This window comes from Bacteroidia bacterium (assembly GCA_033391075.1).
In the GTDB taxonomy this organism is placed as follows: Bacteria; Bacteroidota; Bacteroidia; order J057; family J057; genus JAWPMV01.
In genome coordinates this window covers 4,866,989-4,886,885 of sequence record JAWPMV010000001.1, presented here as the reverse complement: position 1 = coordinate 4,886,885, position 19,897 = coordinate 4,866,989, and the positions used below count along the sequence as shown (strand labels likewise).

At 43.3% G+C, this 19,897-nt stretch carries 15 protein-coding genes; 2 read left to right on the top strand and 13 right to left on the bottom strand.

Going from position 1 to position 19,897, the window contains the following annotated elements:
• Positions 1-69: 69 nt before the first annotated feature.
• The 4 genes from R8P61_19455 to R8P61_19440 all read right to left on the bottom strand — a co-directional run bounded on the left by R8P61_19455 (position 70) and on the right by R8P61_19440 (position 5,228).
• The gene (locus R8P61_19455) at positions 70-1,920 is read right to left on the bottom strand and encodes a gamma-glutamyltransferase (GenBank protein MDW3649254.1); all 1,851 of its coding nucleotides are present in this window, start codon (positions 1,918-1,920) and stop codon (positions 70-72) included.
• 14 nt (positions 1,921-1,934) lie between these two features.
• Positions 1,935-3,158: an amidohydrolase family protein gene (locus R8P61_19450; protein ID MDW3649253.1), complete on the bottom strand. Its 1,224-nt coding sequence runs from the start codon at positions 3,156-3,158 to the stop codon at positions 1,935-1,937.
• Positions 3,159-3,271: 113 nt separating this feature from the next.
• Positions 3,272-4,567 carry a serine hydrolase domain-containing protein gene (locus R8P61_19445; protein MDW3649252.1) on the bottom strand — a complete coding sequence of 432 codons (1,296 nt, stop codon included), beginning with the start codon at positions 4,565-4,567 and terminating at the stop codon, positions 3,272-3,274.
• Positions 4,568-4,586: 19 nt separating this feature from the next.
• Positions 4,587-5,228, bottom strand: a complete 642-nt coding sequence (locus R8P61_19440) for a hypothetical protein (protein ID MDW3649251.1) — start codon at positions 5,226-5,228, stop codon at positions 4,587-4,589.
• A 99-nt stretch (positions 5,229-5,327) separates the two neighbouring features.
• Here R8P61_19440 and arfB point away from each other — a divergent pair, with 99 nt between their 5' ends.
• Positions 5,328-5,741, top strand: a complete 414-nt coding sequence (gene arfB, locus R8P61_19435) for an alternative ribosome rescue aminoacyl-tRNA hydrolase ArfB (protein ID MDW3649250.1) — start codon at positions 5,328-5,330, stop codon at positions 5,739-5,741.
• Positions 5,742-5,743: 2 nt separating this feature from the next.
• Here the strand turns inward: arfB and R8P61_19430 are convergent, their stop codons facing one another.
• The 5 genes from R8P61_19430 to R8P61_19410 form a co-directional block, all read right to left on the bottom strand.
• Entirely contained in the window at positions 5,744-5,998 is a 255-nt protein-coding gene (locus tag R8P61_19430) for a DUF3820 family protein (protein ID MDW3649249.1), read from the bottom strand.
• A gap of 4 nt (positions 5,999-6,002) precedes the next feature.
• A complete protein-coding gene (locus R8P61_19425; protein MDW3649248.1) occupies positions 6,003-7,313 on the bottom strand; it encodes a hypothetical protein in 1,311 nt (436 codons plus the stop codon).
• Between the two features lie 150 nt (positions 7,314-7,463).
• A complete protein-coding gene (locus R8P61_19420) occupies positions 7,464-8,543 on the bottom strand; it encodes a phosphotransferase family protein (protein ID MDW3649247.1) in 1,080 nt (359 codons plus the stop codon).
• Positions 8,544-8,653: 110 nt separating this feature from the next.
• Entirely contained in the window at positions 8,654-12,172 is a 3,519-nt protein-coding gene (gene dnaE, locus R8P61_19415; protein MDW3649246.1) for a DNA polymerase III subunit alpha, read from the bottom strand.
• Positions 12,173-12,499: 327 nt separating this feature from the next.
• A complete protein-coding gene (locus R8P61_19410; GenBank protein MDW3649245.1) occupies positions 12,500-15,547 on the bottom strand; it encodes a T9SS type A sorting domain-containing protein in 3,048 nt (1,015 codons plus the stop codon).
• A 414-nt stretch (positions 15,548-15,961) separates the two neighbouring features.
• On the opposite strand from R8P61_19410, the gene R8P61_19405 reads away from it, so the two are divergent.
• Positions 15,962-16,135 carry a hypothetical protein gene (locus tag R8P61_19405; protein MDW3649244.1) on the top strand — a complete coding sequence of 58 codons (174 nt, stop codon included), beginning with the start codon at positions 15,962-15,964 and terminating at the stop codon, positions 16,133-16,135.
• Positions 16,136-16,225: 90 nt separating this feature from the next.
• Here the strand turns inward: R8P61_19405 and R8P61_19400 are convergent, their stop codons facing one another.
• Genes R8P61_19400 through mutY form a run of 4 tightly spaced genes read right to left on the bottom strand, consistent with a single transcriptional unit; the run spans position 16,226 to position 19,731 of the window.
• The gene (locus R8P61_19400; GenBank protein MDW3649243.1) at positions 16,226-16,822 is read right to left on the bottom strand and encodes a hypothetical protein; all 597 of its coding nucleotides are present in this window, start codon (positions 16,820-16,822) and stop codon (positions 16,226-16,228) included.
• Positions 16,819-18,189, bottom strand: a complete 1,371-nt coding sequence (gene gldE, locus R8P61_19395) for a gliding motility-associated protein GldE (protein MDW3649242.1) — start codon at positions 18,187-18,189, stop codon at positions 16,819-16,821. Before gldE ends, R8P61_19400 begins: the two co-directional genes overlap by 4 nt.
• Before the next feature lie 34 nt (positions 18,190-18,223).
• Positions 18,224-18,727, bottom strand: a complete 504-nt coding sequence (gene ssb, locus R8P61_19390; protein ID MDW3649241.1) for a single-stranded DNA-binding protein — start codon at positions 18,725-18,727, stop codon at positions 18,224-18,226.
• A complete protein-coding gene (gene mutY, locus R8P61_19385) occupies positions 18,727-19,731 on the bottom strand; it encodes an A/G-specific adenine glycosylase (protein ID MDW3649240.1) in 1,005 nt (334 codons plus the stop codon). Before mutY ends, ssb begins: the two co-directional genes overlap by 1 nt.
• Positions 19,732-19,897 lie beyond the last annotated feature (166 nt).

Sequence of the window (19,897 nt, the reverse complement as noted above, 5' to 3'; positions counted from 1 at the left end):
TTTCTGTGAAGAAAACAGTAGGGGCAGCTTATAAGCTGCCCCTCAATAAATCATAACACCTGTTTGCCACTACCACCCAATCCCATAATCCTCACCATGATTGCTGGAGCCACCCCACATCGATCCATTCAGCCAGTCGAAAAAGATGGCATTGATAGGGCCAGAAGTTCTGGGCTGGACTTCAAGTTTGTAGCCCATTTCTCTAAGCTTTTTTCTTGTCCAGGGAGGAGTAGATTCGTGAATAAGCATCACGCCGGGTCGGATCGGATGCGCACCAAATGATCCTCGCATTTGAAAGCTGTTGATATTGGCGGCTTCTACAGCTTCCTGTACATTCATATCGAACTCCACCATATTGAGAAAGAATTGCAATTGGTTTTGATCCTGGCTATCTCCGCCCTGTACCGCAAATGAGATATACGGCTTGCCGTCTTTCAAAGCCATACTGGGGGTAAGAGTAGCTCGCGGTCTTTTGCCGGGCTCAACTACATTATAGGGATTCTCTTCTTTCTTCAACACAAAGCTTTGCATACGCTGACTCAAACCGACTCCCGTATTTCCGGCAATGGTAGCAGGAACCCAGCCTCCACTCGGCGTAATCGAAACGACCCAGCCTTCTTCATCGGCAGCCTGAATCGAAGTTGTGCCATAATAAAAGGATTCATCCTGCGGGAATTCCTGATTTTCCTGAAAACGGATGGGACCCAAATCGGAAATGTCATTGTTCCAATCTTTGAGGTAATCGAGATAAGGATTCTCACCTTCCTGAAATTTATAAGGATCACCGGGCTTTACATCTTTCTCATTTTTCTCCCAATTGATCTGCTCCACCCGTTCTTTTGCATATTCTTTCGACAAAAGTCCTTTCATCGGTTCTGCCGGAGCGTAGTAAGGATCTCCATAATAAAAATCTCTATCCGCAAAACTCATATTCATGACCTGATACAAGGCATGTACATAGCGAGCTGTATTATAGTCCATACAAGACATATCCAGTTGCTCAACCATATTTAGGGCCTGGAGCAATACAGGGCCTTGCACCCAGGAGGTGAGCTTATATACTTCGATTCCCTTATAAGTCGTCATATCCGGCTCTTCGATATATACCTTCCAATTTGCAAGATCTTCTTTTGTGATAAGCCCACCTTGTTCTTGTGTCCCCCTCACCAATTCCTCCGCTATATCTCCCTTGTAAAAACGATTGTAAGCTGCATAGATGGCTTCTTTGCGAGATTTACCTTTTTTGAGTGCATCTGCTTCCGCATCTACCAGTTTTTGCAAAGTATTTAGTAGATCTTTTTGGACGAAAATTTCTCCAGCATTCGGAGCTTCTCTTTCTTCTCCCAAATGCGTAAGAAATACCTTTTTTGAATAGGGCCACTCTTTGATGCGCTCCTTGTTCCTTTCGATATTGTCGGCCGTTTGCCCTTCGATGGGATAGCCTTCTGCCATTTCCATGGCCGGTGCCAGAATTTCTTTCAGGCTCATCGTACCATACTCGGCCAACATAGTCATCAGGCCTCCGGGCGTTCCGGGGGTTACTGCTGCAAGCGGACCAAAGGCCGGAGGATACTTCATATCCTTTTCCAGGAAAAACTCAGGAGTAGCACCTGAAGGAGCAACTCCCAAAGCATTTATTCCTATTACCTTTTTGGTTTTCGGATTATAAATCAGGGCCTGGGTTTCTCCTCCCCAACTCAATACATCCCACATAGTCGCTGTCGCTCCTAGCATGGCACAGGCTGCATCGACAGCATTTCCGCCATCATTGAATATTTTGGCTCCCGCACTGGCTCCTAAAGGCTTTCCTGTAATGGCTAACCAATGCTTCGCATGGAGAACGGGTTTTTGAGTTCTTTGGCTGAAAAGACTCCCGGGAAGGAGCAATGAAACTAATAGCGTGATTAGAATAGCTCTCATTGGATATAGGTTCTTTATTTAGTAAAAATTCGGTCTACAACGATCTTGCCATTGTTCACCACCATCAAGGGGTCATGAATGGCTCCAATATTTTCCAGTGGATTGTTTTCCATGATTAAAAGATCTGCCTCCAGGCCTTTTTGGATACTACCTGTATGGTCATCGACTTCGAGAAATTTAGCGGCTTTAGAAGTTGCTGCCTGGATTGCTTCGAAAGGACTCATTCCCAGGGCTACAAATTCTTCCAGTTCAAGCCCCAGCCTCATAACACTATTGGGATCATATCCCGTATCCGTAGCCGCAATGATCTTTACTCCTTTCTCATAGGCCATTTTAGCTGTCTCTCTGATTCGTGGTAGCATATGACGGCCTCTGACAGCCAGCAAGGGGATATCATAGTCTCCTCCCGGTTCTTTGAGGTCAGAAACAATGGCAATGGTAGGAACCAGATAGGTCCCTTTTTCTTTCATTAAATCCAGCGTTTTGGGACTTAGATAGGTTCCATGTTCTATGCTTTTTACTCCAGCTGCAACCGCCGCAAAACCCCCTTCATCTCCATGAGCATGAGCGGCAACAGGTACACCTGCTTTTTGGCCGGTCTCTACCAAAGCTTTCAATTCATCCACATCAAAATAGGGCTCACGTGGATCTGTATTAGGGAGACCTGCACGGGCTGTGGCATTGGTCTTGATCCAATCCACCTTTCTATCGATCATGGCCTGTCCTGTCAAACTGATAACTTTGATTCCATGTATGCCGTCTTTTTTCAAATATGCCAAATCAGGTCTATCCATATAAAATCCATCTGCCATTGTGGGCCTTACATGATAGCCTGCAGCCAAAACTTCCGGCGATTCTATCGCACCTTCTTTCGCCAACTCCCGCATCCCTACATCCATAAAATGAGATACGCCCATACTACGAACGGTAGTAACGCCGGAATATAGAGCTGTCTTTGCAGCCGAGAAATTTCTCAAATGGACATGGGAATCTATCATGCCGGGCATCATATATTTGCCTCTCAGATCAATGAGGGTAAATCCCTCTTCATCATCCATTTTTCCGGACTGGATAGAAACTATTTTCCCATCCTGCACTTTGAGGCTCATATTGGGTTGAGCAGTTGAAGAAAGTCCGTCTACTAGTGAGACATTATTAAAAATGAGGTTTTGGGCTAAAAGATTCTGCCCTCCTAAGAGTAGAAGGCTGATGATTATGTATTTGATGTTTGCTTTCATAAGAGTAAAGTCATAAATGAATCATTTGTGTTTGGTCAACTCACCCCCTCGGTCCCCCTCTCTTTTAAAGAGATGGGAAAGGCTTATTAAGCTGGGGGTGAGTTCCAGGAAGCTCAGTCATCTATGGCCGTAAATACCATTTGCCTGAATTTCCAGCCGGTATTATCTACGCTTTGTTGGGTTTGCTTCATCAGCACACCGATAACATTCTCTTTAGGATCAGCAAAGTATTGGGTGTTGAAATAGCCGCCCCAACTAAAGGTGCCTTCACTTCCATTGCCTCCTTGTGTCTCTCCAATCTTATTGACAACTCCAAATGCCAATCCATAATGCGAACCATTGCCTCCCCATACTTTTAAGTCTCCCAGAGAATTTCCCATAATGGAATTGACGGTGGTTCTGCTGAGAATGCGGACTCCATTGAGATGGCCCCCATTGAGGTACATTTGGAGGAAGCTTGCATAATCCTTTGCCGTACTACTCAGGCCTGCACCTCCCGAATAAAATCGTTTGGCACCTTTGATAGGATAGGCCGGATCATAAAAGGTAACCGGGAAGTTTTTCCATTGGCCTTCTCGCTTATGCTGAACTTTTACCAAACGATCGGCTTTGCTATCGGGGAGATAAAAATAGGTGTCATTCATTCCCAAAGGTTTGAATAATCTGCTTTCGAGGAATTCAGAGAAACTCATGCCGGATACAATCTCAATGAAATAACCCAGTACATCCAGGCCTTCACTGTAGACAAAGTTTTCACCCGGATGATGATGTAAAGGAAGTTTTGCCAACTTCTTTACGCTTTGCTCAATGCTAATATCTTCTGTTGTGTAGAGGTCAGTAATTCCTGCTTTCTCATAAATAAGTTTTATCCTCTCGTCCGCATCGATGACTCCATATCCAATGCCTGAGGTATGGTTGAGCAATTGGCGAATCGTAATCTCGCTTTTAGCGGGCTCGGTGGTGTAGCTCTTATTGGTGTAATTGTAGTTTTTGAGGACTTTGGGATTTTTAAACTCTGGAATCCATTTTGAAATGGGATCGTCCAAACGGAAGTGGCCTTCTTCCCACAACATCATAACGGCAGTTGAGGTAATGGCTTTTGTTTGAGAGGCAATGCGAAAGATGTCATTATTTTTTGCTTTCCTTCCGGCTTCATTATCCACCATCCCAAAAGATTTGTGATAAACGATCTTCCCATTTCTTGCGATGAGCGCAACTGCACCTGGAATTTCCTGCTTTTCGATAGCTTCCTCAAACATCTTATCCAGTCTGGCGAGGCGTTCTGAAGACATACCTTCAGCTTCTGGATTTCTCGCATTGAGCAGGGAAGAGGGATCCTGAAGGGTGGAAGTTTGAGCCCCCAGGCTATAAGGCCCCAGGATTAGTAATAGTAGTAGTAAAAATCTCATGTGTGAATAGAGTTAAACATTATATTCTTTCCAGGAGGAAGCTTTGCCACTCCCGTCGTTTTGTTTCTTTTCGAATGCTAAAGCCTTCTTTTTCCAATACCTCAAATATATCCTCATGATCATGGATGAAACTTTGAAAGGGATTCTTTTTGAGATTGCGGAGGATATTGTCAAAGCCATGGACCATTTTTACCCACCACTTATCTCTGGGGATGGTAATGGCATACCACTTTCTGCTTTTCGATGTAGAGGCTCTGATCAATTCTGCATAGTTCTCATAGCAACAAATCACCTTATCCAATACCACCAGATCTACCTGAGAAATTTCCTGGGATAAGTCTACAAAATCTCCGCGCCTTGGCTCTACTTTCTCCGATAGGCCTTTCTCTTCCAATGCAGCAATAAAAGTGTCTGAGTAGGCCTGAGAGATATCTACATAATTGGCTTTTGACAAACCCAGTTTAAATGATTCGAAAATCAGGGAACCAATTCCGCCACCAATTTCCAACATGGAAGCTTCATTCAGGTCCAAAGAACTAATCAGTTCCATCAAGGGACGTGAATTTGCCTTCACTCCTGATTTCTCATAGGCTTTGAGTTCCTTTTGAGCTCTTTTATGATCAAAGGTAGCCTGATAGGATGTATTACAGCAAGTATCCATAGGGATATTTTCTTATGAAGATAATTCTTTCCCCGGCTATGAGCCAATCCAAATATTAAAGAAAAACAAATTCCCGTTATTTGCGTATCTCAGTCATCTATGGCAAAAGCAGAAAACATATCGATCCCTGCCAATGAATATGAGATCAAATTCCAACTAGCTTCAGGGCCGGGAGGTCAGCATGTGAATAAAGTTTCCTCTGCGGTTCGATTGAGTTTTGACATAGAGAAAAGCACTAGCCTGAATGCCTACCAGAAGCACAAGCTCAAAAATTACAGAGATAAGCGTATCGGCAAAGATGGAGTAATCATGCTCCTGGTTGCTTCGAACAGAAGTCAATCCAGAAATCGAGAGGAAGCTGTGGAGAGATTGCATGAACTCATCGAAAAAGCGACAAAAAAGAAGAAGAAACGCATTCCCACCAAAATGAGCAGATCTGCCAAAGAAAAGATTAAAAAGAATAAGAAGAAGAGAAGCGAGGTCAAAAAGAATCGCAAAAAAATTAGCTATTAAGATCAGGACCTGCGCATTATAGCTTTAAGTTTATAAAGGATTTCTCCCAGGCCATTGATCTTGATTTCATACAGGGTCGAAAGCTGCATCCCCAATTTTCCTTCAGGAAAACCTTTCCGCTGAAACCACTCCAAATAATGTACAGGCAAATCGCAAAGAAGACGTCCGCTATATTTCCCAAATGGCATTTTCTTTGTCACCAAATCAATCAGAATTTGACGATCGCCTATAGGAGGTAGATTTTCAGGTGGTTTCATTTGCTTAAAAATATTGTCCCAAACCTAATACAAATCCTCTTTGCTGGGTATTGTAAATGTCGATTCCGTAATCAATTCTCAAAATGGCATTATAGGCCTTTTTGTATATCAGGCGAAATCCTCCACCTGCAAAATGACGAAAGTTGTCCGGGTTCCATAGATCAGCGAAGGTTCCTCCGGGATTTCGCCAGGTACCAATATCAGAAAAACCCACTATCTGTGCTGCAAACTTTTCTCTTTCATAAAAGGTATGCAGATATTCAAGATTTAGAATCAATTGGCCCGTTCCTCTATCGATGCGGTTTCCTGAACCTCGGATATTGACATAACTGTCTACTACGAAAGGAGCAAAAGGACTATCTCTGTTGGTAGCTATACCGAGTCTGAATCGGGAAGCAAAGTTTCCCTTTTGGCCCACTCGTCTATACAATCGATAATCTCCCAGAAAAATATTGAACCAGCTATGGGTTTCAAAGGAGTAAACTGTCTGGAAATTGGCCGTAAACTGGATTCCTCCTCGATAGAAAAAGTGGTAATTGACCTTATTGGTCTGGTAGAAAAATTTGGCTAAGGTTTTGGGCTCCCGCAATGCATCCGGTCCCGGAGTGATCTCTTCTCTGTGTCGGGAATTCTTTTCATAATCCTCGATGAAATAGGTCAGCCCCGCTTCCACATATTGGGTGCGATCAATATTATAAATCCCTGTTGCTCCGAAACTCCAGTTTGTATAGTCATAAAAAACGACATCATCATCAAAAAATAGCGGTTCTACAGAAGCGAAACGAAAAGCTCCAACAGAATAGCCCCATTTGCTTCCATTCAGAAAAGGATCGCGATAATAGATGTTGAAATTGCTTCTGCGGTCATTGTTCTGGTAGTACATTGAAAGCTGTTTTCCCCGACCCAGCCAATTGGTATCCGTAAAACCTAGCTGATACCAGAAATTACCCTGAACGCCTCCGAAATTGATGATGGGAAAAAAAGTCAAGGCTTCTTCGAGCTGGACGTTAACTTTGTATCCCTCTTCCAGGGTATCAATGCTACTCCAGGCATTGGCGATGGAATTGAGGTTTTTAAGCCGCTGCATGTCCTGTTGGAGCCTGGCTGAATCCAGTTCCATGCCTTCTTCGGTATCTATAAAATATTTAAGGTAGGCAGGCTTGGTCTTTTTGAGTCCCTGGATTTCGAGAGAAAGGATGCGAGATTGACTAAAGCTTAAGAAGGGGATACAAAGAAGAAGCACCAAAGTGAGGAACTTTGGTAATTGTGTAAAAACCAGTCTTGCCCGTATGTCTTCAGGCCCTATGTGAGTCATTCAGTTTGTACCTTCTTTAACTAACTGTCAAAATGCTAACTAAAATTATAGCAAACATTTTTCCCCTTCTGTGATTGTGATCACAAAATAGACATATTTCAGCGATTACGGATACAAAAATCGGACTCCTGCTGACAGGAAAATCAGGATTTAAAACAAATTGTCAATTTTTTTACGTTGGATAGCTTGCTGAGCTACCATTCCACAACCTTTTACAGCCATCCCCAGAGAAGCGAATCTTTCATCTTGCGTATGTCCTTTTTTGTAACGGTAATAAATCTGCTGGACAATGACAGCAATCTTGAATAAGCCATACACGAAATAGAAAACAAAGTCTCCTACTTCCAGCCCACTTTTTTCTGCATACAGGTTGACAAATTCTCCACGGGAAGGATTGCCGGGCAGGGTAGTAGGGCTAAGTTGCAATTGTTTCATGAAATCGGGATCATCCTGATTTACCCAATACCCAATAGAGGTGCCCAAATCCATGAGGGGATCACCGAGAGTAGCCATTTCCCAGTCGAGGATAGCTTTTACTTTACCCAAATCCTGTGGATCCAGGATCATGTTGTCGTATTTGAAATCATTGTGAATGAGGGCATGTTTACTTTCAGCCGGAATGTTTTTCATCAGCCAGGAAGCCGTTTTTTCCATTTCCGGGATCTCATCGGTTTGGGCATTGTTATAACGCTTGATCCAGCCCGTAATCTGACGCTCATTATAGCCCGCTGGCCTTCCCAGATCATTCAAGTCTGCCGCTTCGTAATCAACATTGTGCAACTCCACAAAGGTATCTACAAGAGCCGTTGAAATCTTTTTCATCTGAGCTTCACTCGGCGCATCTTCCAAAGACATTTTCGGACGAATGATGATACCATTTACCCTTTCCATTACATAAAAAGGAGCCCCAAGTAAATCGCCCGCTTCATCAAAGGCCAAAGCTTCAGGAACTTTATCATAATGTCCCTGGAGTTTTGAAAGGATTTTATATTCCCTGGACATATCATGACCGCTTTTAATGTTGGCGCCGAAAGGGGGTCTTCGCAAGACCATTTCCCGATCTCCCATCTTGAGCAGATAGGTGAGATTGGAATATCCACCGGGGAATTGTTGGACCTCCAAATTACCCGTAGAACCGAGCTTTTCCTGGAGATAGCCTTCCAGTTTCTGTATATCCAATTCTTCTCCTTTTCTGATGGGTACGGCTTGGTCTTGACTTAATTCGGGCATGTTGCTTGATATGAGAGGTAGCAGAAGTATAAAATATATAAGACCTCAAAACCGCCTTGAAACAAAGCTTTTTTCAGGTTAGACTTTACGTATTTAATTGAGCAATTTTCTTAGGTCAGACTATATGTAAGCCCTAGTTCACTCAACTGATTCACTAATTCCCCGTTCGGATCTATTTGCCATTCAGAGCTAATCATCTGAATATTAGCGGCAATAGAATCATCTTTCAACTTAAATTTCAGGTCCTTGCTTCCTTTGTGTTCGTTGAACAATCGCTGCAATTCTTCCAGCAATTCTTCAGTCAGCTCGCTATTGTGTATCTCAACGCAAAGATGGCGAATCATTTTATCAAATAATTCGTTACTCAATAATCGCATTTCCTTGATTCTGAAATCCGTGAGCGTCGGATCATAGCGTCTGGGTTGGAATCCCGCCATGATAAATAACATTTCATCCTGGCGGATCAGTCCCCGATATTTTTCGTAATGTTCTCCAAATAACGCAATTTCATAGGAGTCTGAAAAATCTTCTATGGTAAAGGAGAGAAATCTATTGCCCCGGCGGGAGACTCTTTCTCTAACACTCGTAACGATCCCTGCACATTTGATGTCCTTTCTATTACTTCCTTCTTCAAGTTCGGAGAATTTTGTATTGGTGAAAGCATCAAGTTGCCATTTATATTTATCCAGGGGATGGCCAGACAGGAAGAAACCAATTACTTCTTTTTCATAATTAAGTTTTTCGAGCTCTGTCCAGGCTTCGAGAATCTTTCCCTCCTTATTGGTTCCCATAGGAATGGGAGGTTCCTGATGAGAACTACCATTTCCATTGGCGTCTCCAAACAGACTGACCTGTGGAGAGTTTCTTTCCATCTGAACTTTAACTCCATAACTCAATGCCCGATCCAGCAGGTGTCCGTTTTCTTTTTCTGTAGGAGAAAGGAAATACTGCCAGCGTTGCAGCCCAAAACCATCCAGGGCTCCTGCATAGGCAAGAGATTCCAGGGTTTTTCTATTGATAGATCGGGCTGGCATGCGCGTGGTCATATCGAATAGACTGGAAAAGGGTCCTTCTTTATCTCTTTGGCTAATGATGGATTCTACTACCGCATGTCCCACTCCCTTGATTGCTGCCATTCCAAATCGGATTTGTCCCTGCTTATCTACACTAAATAAAGCCTGAGACTCATTTATATCCGGAGGTAAAACGTCTATGCCCATCCTTCTACATTCTTCAATGAAGAAGGTGATCTTTTTAATGTCGTTGATGTTGTGGGTTAAAACGGCAGCCATATATTCGGCAGGGTAATGTGCCTTCATGAAGGCCGTTTTAAAAGCAAGCACCGAATAGGCTGCACTATGGCTTTTGTTGAAGCCATAAGAGGCAAATTTCTCCATAAGGGCGAATACCTCTTCAGATACTTTTGTATCAACCCCCTTTTCCTCCGCACCTTTGATGAAGTTGACCTTTTCTTTGGCCATGATCTCCATCTTCTTTTTACCCATGGCACGTCTCAGCAAATCCGCACCTCCCATGGTATATCCACCCATCGTTCGGGCTACCTGCATGATCTGCTCCTGGTAAACCATGATCCCATAGGTGTTTTGGAGAATGGGTTCCAACATATCGTGGGGATAGTGGATGGGCTCTCTTCCATGCTTTCTATTGACGAAAGAAGGGATATTATCCATCGGTCCCGGACGATACAGGGCGTTCATCGCGATGAGGTCCTCTATATTGGTGGGTTTGAGTTGGCGGAGGTATTTACGCATACCATCGGACTCAAACTGGAAGGTAGCTACCGTATCTCCCCTCTGGTAAAGTTCGTAGGTTTTGGTGTCGGTAAGGTCAATCGTATCCGGATCGATCACGACTCCATGATTTTGTTTGGTGAGTTTGATGGCTGTTTTGAGAATGGAGAGAGTCCTCAATCCGAGGAAGTCCATTTTCAGCAATCCACACATCTCTGCCATAGGCCCATCGTATTGGGTGATCAGGGTATTGTCCTTGGCAGTTGCGACGGGAGCATAATTGGAGACATCTCCCGGTGCTATAATTACTGCACAGGCATGTACTCCGGTATGGCGAGCAGTTCCTTCGAGGGTTTTGGCAAAGCGCATCATCTTATTGATCAGCGGATCTTTGCTCTCGAAGAGTTTGCCCAATTCTTCATAGCTATCAGGATTGTGATCGGGGTCAAGGGCTTTTTTAAAGTTAATGCCCGGACGATCCGGAACCAGTTTGGCAATGCGGTTTACTTCCTGAAGGGAAATATTCAGGGTACGACCTACATCTCTGAGAGCTGTCTTGGCTCCCATCGTTCCATAGGTGATCACCTGTGAAACGGACTTTCGCCCATATTCACCTACTACATAATCGATCACCTCCTGGCGACCTTCATCATCAAAATCTATATCAATATCCGGAGGAGAAACACGCTCCGGATTGAGAAATCTCTCAAACAGCAGATCATACTGCAAGGGATCTATATCTATGATCCCCAATACATAGGCCACCACTGATCCTGCGGCAGATCCACGACCCGGACCGACATATACCCCTCGATTTCTAGCCTCGGTTGTAAAGGACTGTACAATGAGGAAGTACCCGGCATAGCCCATTTTCTTCATGATCTTGAGCTCATGTTCAATACGCTCCCGAATCTCCGTGGTCATGTCCGGATAGCGCTTGGGAGCTCGTTCCCAGACCATCGCTGCCAGGAAATCATCCATATCCTTGTATTGCTCAGGAACCTGGTATTGCGGGAGGATCATATCTCCAGCCAGGTTGAGCTCAAAGTTGCAGCGATCGGCGAGGTGAAGGGTATTGTCCAATGACTCCGGAATATCCTGGAAAAGTTCCAGCATTTCATCCTGGGTCTTGAAGTAGAAACGAGGATTCAGCCGGCCTTTATCATCGGTAAAGCGAAAGCGATTGGGATCACTATAATCGGATTGGGTTTGAAGTGCCAAAAGCAGGTCATGTGCCTCGCTATCCTCCTCATTTACATAGTGAACATCATTGGTGGCAATGACAATGAGCTCATGTTTTTTCGCCATGCGAATCAACCACTCATTGCACTTTTCCATATCCCCCAGCGTATGGCGCTGGATTTCTACATAATAGTTTTCCTTACCAAAAAGATCGATATACTCGATGAGCTTTTGCTCAGCTTCTTCCTCCCCTTTGTCGATGAGGGTGCGATTTACTTCTCCCGCCAGGCAACAAGTAGAAGCCATCAAACCCTCTACATGTTGAGCGAGTATCTGTTTATCGATCCGAGGTTTGTAATAGTAGCCATCGGTGTAGCCATACGAGCAAAGCTTAACCAGATTGTCGTATCCGGTTTTGTCTTTGGCCCACATGATCTGATGATAGCGCTTGGTCCCCTTGATCCGTTCAGTAGCATTGCCAGCTACGATGTAAAATTCACATCCGACAATAGGTTTGACCCCTTTTTTTCTAGCTGCAAGGACAAATTTGGGAATCCCGTACATATTGCCATGGTCTGTAATGGCGATATGGGACATTCCGCAATCTGCAGCTTTGGCTACCATATCATTGATTTTGGCAGCTCCATCAAGAAGAGAAAATTCGGTGTGATTGTGTAAGTGTACGAAATCCGGCATGGTCTACTTCTAATTCTATTACCTCAAGCCTAAAATTACAAAAGATTTGGGGGCAAAAGGGAAGATCATATCCACAGTTTGTGGAAAAGAAAATAGTAGTTAGAAGCAATTAGAAGCTCCAGATTTTTGTAGAAAGAATTGAATATAACGTTCAAGTATCAAGTATCAAGTATCAAGTATCAAGTGCAAGTTCAAGTTCAAGTGTAAATTTGACTTGAGACTTGCACTTGATCTTTTGTTCTCCCAAAAGCAAACCCTCTGACCAGGGCCAGAGGGTTCATCTGAATTATAAAAGATTATGAAACTGAGTGTTGTTTCATAAAAGAACTACTGTTTAATGATCTTTTCTCTGAAAACTTGTCCGCCAGCTTTCAAATTGAGAAGATATGTACCTGCCGGTAGTTGCTCCAGATTGAGTTTATGAAGGAATGGACCACCATTGCTTTCCAGACTTTCGCTAAATACACGGGCTCCCTGAAGGCTCAATACTTCGATTTGTACATTTCCTGCTTCTACTTCTGTGATCTCCAGATTGATTTTTCCCTGGCCAGGATTTGGATACACATTCAGCGCTACTTCCTGCTCAAATTCTTTGTACCCACTTGGGCGCACATAGGTAAAAGTGATCGTTTCGGTAGGACCGACATCTCCCATTGCATTTCTCTTGTCATAGGGTGTAGCTGAAAGGGTAATACTGCCGGGACGGAAGTTTACCGGATAGTAATTTCCATTTCTGTCCCCGCCTAAAGCATAAGGAGCAAAATTTTCTGTACGACGTCTTCCATTTATGCTAAACACCAGACTACCGACTACGCCAGGATTTGTATTGGCTCTCACGCTCAGTCTTCTTACTCCCAGAGCGGCAGGATCTACCACATCTCCATCATTCAATGGCCCTATATCCTGATCCGTATCTGCATCAATCAGGGTGAAGCCGGTAACTCTATTCATGGATCTCACGATGGTGAAGGTAACCATATAGGGAGACCCCATCATTCCTCTGCCATTTCTTTGGCTGTAAGGAGTCGCCATGAGCGTATAGGTACCAGGACGAACGACTGGAATGTGGAAGTAATCTCCATTTCTGTCTCCTGCTAATGCATAAGGAGCATAGTTTTCGGTACGTACTCTGTATCCATTTAATTTGAATACTACGCTACCGATTCCGTTTCCAAATACGTCAGCTCTGATATTGATACGACTCGTTGGGAGTTGATTCAATACAATCACATCTCCGTCATTTATCGGTTGGATGTCTGAATCAGTGCGAGCATTGATAAGGGTAAAGCCATTCACACAATTTGAACTTCTCACCACTTCTACATAGTTGTCAGAAAGATCGAAGCAATCATCGCTCAACGCAATTTGTAATGCATTGTCTCCCATTTGAGCAGTAAGGTTTCCGGTATAAGAAAGTCCCCAAACGAGGCAATTTCCTACGCCAGCTCCTTCAAAATTCACAGTGTTGCCGGGAGGCAAACCGAGGATGGTTCCCTGATCATCAGTAACTACCCATTGGAAGTTGGAATTGGATTGTCCACTTACTGCGAAAGAAATTTCATCTGCAATTCCATCTCCTGGGCAAGTATAAACTCTTGAATCTCCATCTACAGTTGCTACATGGCCTCCATCCGGATTGTCTCTTTGCACACTTACAGGTGTATCAGAAAGATCAAAGCAATCATCACTCAACGCAATTTGTAAAGCATTGTCTCCCATTTGTGCCGTGAGGTTTCCAGTATAAGCCAGTCCCCAAACGAGGCAGTTTCCTACGCCTGCTCCTTCGAAGTTTACAGTATTGCCAGGAGGCAGTCCAAGGATAGTTCCCTGATCATCGGTAACTACCCACTGGAAGTTAGAATTTGAATTTCCTGTAACTGCGAAAGAAATTTCATCCGCATTTCCATCTCCAGGGCAAGTGTAGGCAGTAGTCGCACCATCAACAGTGGTTACTACTCCTCCATCGGGATTATCTCTTTGTACGCTAACAGGCACATCCGAGAGATCAAAGCAATCATCACTCAAGGCAATTTGTAAAGCATTGTCTCCCATTTGAGCGGTAAGGTTTCCGGTATAAGAAAGTCCCCAAACGAGGCAATTCCCTACACCTGCTCCTTCGAAGTTTACAGTATTGCCAGGAGGCAGTCCAAGGATCGTACCTTGATCATCAGTAACTACCCACTGGAAGTTAGAATTAGAATTTCCGCTAACTGCGAAAGAAATCTCATCCGCATTTCCATCTCCAGGGCAAGTATAAGCAGTTGTTGCACCATCAACAGTGGTTACTACTCCTCCATCCGGATTATCTCTTTGTACGCTAACAGGCACATCCGAGAGATCAAAGCAATCGTCACTCAGGGCAATCTGCAAGGCATTGTCTCCCATTTGAGCGGTAAGGTTTCCGGTATAAGCCAGTCCCCAAACGAGACAGTTTCCTACACCTGCTCCTTCGAAGTTTACAGTATTGCCAGGAGGCAGTCCAAGGATCGTACCTTGATCATCAGTAACTACCCACTGGAAGTTAGAATTAGAATTTCCGCTAACTGCGAAAGAAATTTCATCCGCATTTCCATCTCCAGGGCAAGTGTAGGCAGTAGTCGCACCATCAACAGTGGTTACTACTCCTCCATCTGGATTATCTCTTTGTACGCTAACAGGCACATCCGAGAGATCAAAGCAATCGTCACTCAGGGCAATCTGCAAGGCATTGTCTCCCATTTGAGCGGTAAGGTTTCCGGTATAAGCCAGTCCCCAAACGAGACAGTTTCCTACACCTGCTCCTTCGAAGTTTACAGTATTGCCAGGAGGCAGTCCAAGGATCGTACCCTGATCATCGGTAACTACCCACTGGAAGTTAGAATTGGAGTTTCCTGTAACTGCGAAAGAAATTTCATCCGCATTTCCATCTCCAGGGCAAGTATAAGCAGTTGTTGCACCATCAACGGTAGTTACATGACCTCCATCCGGATTGTCTCTTTGCACACTTACCGAATTGTCTGAAAGATCAAAGCAATCATCACTCAAGGCAGTAGTCAAAGCATTGTCTCCCATTTGAGCGGTGAGGTTTCCGGTATAGGAAAGCCCCCAAACAAGGCAGTTTCCTACGCCTGCTCCTTCGAAGTTTACGGTATTGCCAGGTGGCAAACCTAAAATGATGCCACTGGCATCTGTTACTACATAAATAAAATTGTCGGCAGAGTTTCCGCTTACTGCGAAATCAATGGCATCGGCATTGCCATCACCCGGACAGGTGTAGGCGCTTGTGTTTCCTGAAGCTGTAGTCACCGTTCCTCCATCACAGGATTGGCCCCATGAGAGGTTGGTTAAGAGCAATAGGTTCAGTAGAAATACAGTTGGTAGAATTCGTCTATTCATCTTAAATGCTAAATGTGTTAAGTATCAAGACGAATTTCGATTTGGGAGATCACAAGATGATCACAAAAGGATGATCGAATATCACAAAAGGCTTACATTTTTTATATGCAAAAAATGCCATGTTTAAACCATTTTAATGGTATTGTGGTTTTTATATCATTTAGAAGGGATAGAATTATTACACTTGATTATACTTTTGTGATATTTTTTATACTTCCTTGCAGCAATTTGCCTTTGTGAATCGTCATAAGAGAAATAATTACCGGAAAACCCTTAGAGCGATTGATTTTAATTTTCTTTTTCTTTGAGGGGAAGTATGGAAAACGGCAATTAGATTGTCTTACTAACAAACACAAACCAACGCTCAATTATCTTTTAGACACTATTACAACAAACGAATGATCTGATCTGACCATGAAACGTCTACGAAACATACTAGTCATCCTGATCTCTCTAGTACTAATTGTACTGACAGTGGATGCTTTGGTAGACTTTGAGTTTTTAAATGAGCTTCAAACTTCTATCGGAGATATCGCTGAGGTGGATATCGACAAACTACCGGAAATTTCAAATCCATTGTTACCGTAGGTAACTGCTGCGTGTTCTCGTTCGCCAGTGTTCTTGTGCTCTCGAAAATTATACAAGAACACCAGAATACTTAAACACCAGAACACGTACCTATTTCCATCTAAACGTATTCAACATCTTTTGCACCTCTTCTTTCATATAAATGGTGAGAGGGGCCAGGGAATCATTTTCTGTGGCGGTTTGGTAATAGAAGGACATCATCATGATGTCTGTTTCTGCCGGATCGTATAGAAAGATTTGTTGAGGGGTACCCACTTCGCCATATATCTCAAATAAGGTCCCTTTTCCTGAAGGAGTTTCCATGGGATTGGCTTCTATATGGGAGGCTTTGGAGGAATGTTTATATATCAGTCTTCGGTACTCTTCAAAATGTTGCCCGCGACTTTTGTTGCTTTCTTCTGTATTGCGATAGGTGAAATGCCAGGTAAGATCATAGGATGGGAAGTTGATATCTACCCAACAGGAATCTCCCATATCTCTGCTTACCTCTCCATAGTCCGGATATTCGAAGGTAAAGGGACAACTTTCATTCCTGAAAGTCTTATAGCCAAATCCTTCGGGGAGTTCCATACGAGGAAAACCATATTTACGAGGTTGATTGATCGGTTCTTCGCAAGAAGTGATAAAAATGGAAAGTCCAAGCAAGACGAAAATAAAGCCTGGTATCAGATGGGTGGTTTTTTTCATGATTTTTCTTCCAGTTCTTCTTCCTCTTTGATGACCATTTTGATCTGAGAAATCCGATTCCTGCTAATAGCTTCGATAATAAAGTCGAAATTTTGGTAAGAGATCAAATCGCCTTTTTCAGGAATCTTACCATGCAGCTCCAATATAAGACCACCGAGGCTATCACTATCCCCCCGGGCGTCTTCAAAAATCTGATCGTCAAGGTTGAGAATCTTTCTAACGTCTATCAGAGAAATGCGGCCTTCGAAGATATAGGTGTCTTCCGATTTTTTGGTGTACACCCAATCCATGCTGTCAAATTCGTCATTGATTTCTCCAAAAATCTCTTCTATCACATCCTCCAGGGTAACAATCCCTGCCGTTCCTCCAAACTCATCAACAATTACTGCCATATGGAGATAATTGGTCTTGAAATCTTCCAGCAAATCATCAATTTTTTTGCTTTCCGGAACATAATAGACTTCTCGTAAAATATCCTTGAGGACCAGTTTTTTGCTGTCTTGTTTTATGTAGGGTAAGAGATCCTTGATGTGAAGGATTCCTTTTATATTATCCAGATTTTCCTCATAGACCGGAAGCCGAGAGTAGGTGTTCTTATTGATTAAATTCAGGATTTCATCCAGAGGTTCATTGAGCTCAAAAGCAATGACATCTACCCTTGCTCGCATGATACTTTTGACCGGGATGTTGCTGAAATTGACAATACTTTTCAGAATCCCTTTTTCCTCTTTATCTGCCACATCATCTGTCGTCAATTCGATGGCATGTTTGAGGTCTTCCAAAGAGGTATGTGTTTCTTTTAGTTTGATTCGGTTATCAATGAATCGTGTCCCTTTTATAAGGAGTCTGGAGAAAGGGGAGAGGAAGTATTTGAGCCCTTCAAATGGTCCGGCAAGTAAATGGACCAGGGTTTTGCTGTACTTAGAAGCATAAACTTTGGGAATGATTTCGCCAAAAAATAGAAGGACACTGGTAATCACTACTACATTGAGTAAGAAATTGACGGTATCATTCCACAGATATACCTGCTGAAACTCTTTGAGTATTTGAGAGGCTACCAAAATGGCAGCGACATTCATGAAATTATTGGTAATAAGGATCGTTGCCAGCAGTTTTTTTGAGGCACTGATCTTATCCGGATGGGAAAGTAAACGTAAAATTCGTCTGCCGGAGGGCGTATCTTCCTCCTCCAGTTTATCCAAATCCTTTTTTGTCAGGGAGAAAAATGCGATTTCTGAACCCGAAGCCAAAAAGGAAATAAAGATCAAAATAACGAACAGAAAAAACTGTAAGGTCAAATCCGGCCACCAGACCAATTGCTCCAGAAGGAGGACAGAGGTTTGACTAAGCTCAGGATCAGGATCCACGTGGAGGGAATTAAGTTAACGATTGAAGTAATTATTAGAACGGCAAATCGTCCAGCTCGTTGTCAGCATCGGCAGCTTTTTCAGATGTGGTATCAGGTGAGACTGGCGATGCAGTAGGATTGCTACTAATGGGATTACTTGCAGGTGGATTTGTTGTCGATTGGGTCTCTACTACGGGAACGGCAGTAGCGGGATCGGCGGGACGGCTGTCGAGGAGAATGATTCTTCGACCTTCAACTTCCATCACTCTTCTTTTTTCTCCCTGGGGAGTTTCCCAGGAACGAGAACTCAGGCGACCTTCTATACAAACCGTTGATCCCTTTCGACAATATTTAGCTGCGATTTCTGCCTGAGACCGCCAGAGGTTTACACTTACCCATTCTGTGCGGTCAACATTCTGACCATTTTTATCTCGATAAGACTCTGTACAGGCCATCCATAAATTGGTTAAAGCCACACCCTGATCCAGGTATTTAAGTTCTGGATCCCTTCCCAAATTTCCAATTAAGGTAACTTTATTAAGGCCGTATTTTGCCATCAGATATAACGATCAAATATGTTTAAAACTGCGCGTGAAAAAGCAAATATAGGAATTTTCTCTATAGGAATGAATTGACCCACAGCCCTTTCCTCCCTGCTTTCAGGGGAGACTTTGAAGATGTGAATCAGCATGTCGAAATGTGTGAAAACGTGTTTCATTTCTCCGAGATAGCTATCCTTCTCTCTTTTCTTTTGGATCCAGTCTTCCGCTTTGATCTCCTCATTGGGGATTTCCCACAGCCCGCCCCAAAAGACATTCTCAGGCCTTTGTCTAACGAGGACTTCCCCCGCTTCATTATATATAAGGAGAAAATTGAAGTGTCTGATTTTGCGTTTGAGTTTGCCTGCTTTAACGGGAAGTAAATGTGTGATGCCTTCTTGATACGCTTTACAGTGATCCTGTAAAGGGCAAATGAGGCAGCCGGGTTTGCTGGGAGTGCAAATGACAGAACCAATGTCCATCATGCCATGATTGAAAGAGCGGGAATCCAGATCTTTTACCCAGCTATCGATGATCTTTTGGTAGTTTTTTCGGGATTTTTGTTGGTCAATGGGTGAAAAATCCCCCAGCACTCTACTCAATACCCGTAAAACATTGCCATCCAGAACGGCTACTCTTTCTCCGAAAGCAAAAGATGCAATGGCCCGGGCAGTATAAGGACCAATGCCTTTTAAGGAAAGCAGCGTCTCATGATCTTCGGGGAAAGTTCCTCCAAAATTTTCCTGTAATTGGTGAGCGGCAGCGTGGAGATTTCTCGCGCGGCTATAATAGCCTAGTCCTTCCCAATACTTGAGAACTTCATCCTGCTCAGCCTCCGCCAATGCCTTCGCATTTGGAAAACGCTCGATGAAACGATAAAAATACGCTTCCCCCTGGGCGATTCGGGTTTGCTGCAAAATGATCTCTGCGATCCAGATTTTATAAGGATCAAAAGTGTCTCGCCAGGCCATTTTTCTACCTTGCTCCTTATACCAGTCAATTACTTTTTCTCCGAGTTTCAATATTAGCTTGGGTTAATTTTTCTCTTTTATTAAGAGCTAAAGAGGGATTTTGTTGGGATTTTCGCAACAAAATTGTAGTTCATTTGTAGGACTAAAAGAAAAAGCATTATTGGCAGAAAAAATTCATAGGGTTTTTAGGATAAAAGTTTTGTGATTTAAACGATTG